This window comes from Priestia sp. SIMBA_032, assembly GCF_046535215.1.
GTDB lineage: Bacteria > Bacillota > Bacilli > Bacillales > Bacillaceae_H > Priestia > Priestia aryabhattai.
Map to the genome: position 1 here is coordinate 1 of NZ_JAWRXD010001001.1, position 259 is coordinate 259.

Annotated in this window: 1 protein-coding gene; it reads right to left on the bottom strand. The window is 51.7% G+C overall.

Going from position 1 to position 259, the window contains the following annotated elements:
* A partial coding sequence (locus tag SB717_RS37365; RefSeq protein ID WP_410908170.1) for a TraC family protein occupies positions 1–259 on the bottom strand: 259 nt, incomplete at both ends.

Consider the following 259-nt stretch of genomic DNA (forward strand, 5'->3'; position numbering starts at 1 on the left):
GTACTTTGCGTGTCTGCCCTCGCCAGGGAAGCTTGGTGACCGCTGTGTCTTCGAATAAACCACCGGGCTTGGAAATGGCTTGCAGATGTTGTTCAAACATCTGCAAGTAATACTCAGTGAAGGCGGTGTCTTGGGCACGAGGTTGTATGTACGCTTTCAGCTTGCTTAGGTAGCTGGTCCAATCGGATTCGTCCTGGGCATAGAGCTGTACGACCCAAGGTTGTTCTTCCAACTCGTCGAAGCTGTCCTGCAATGCGTT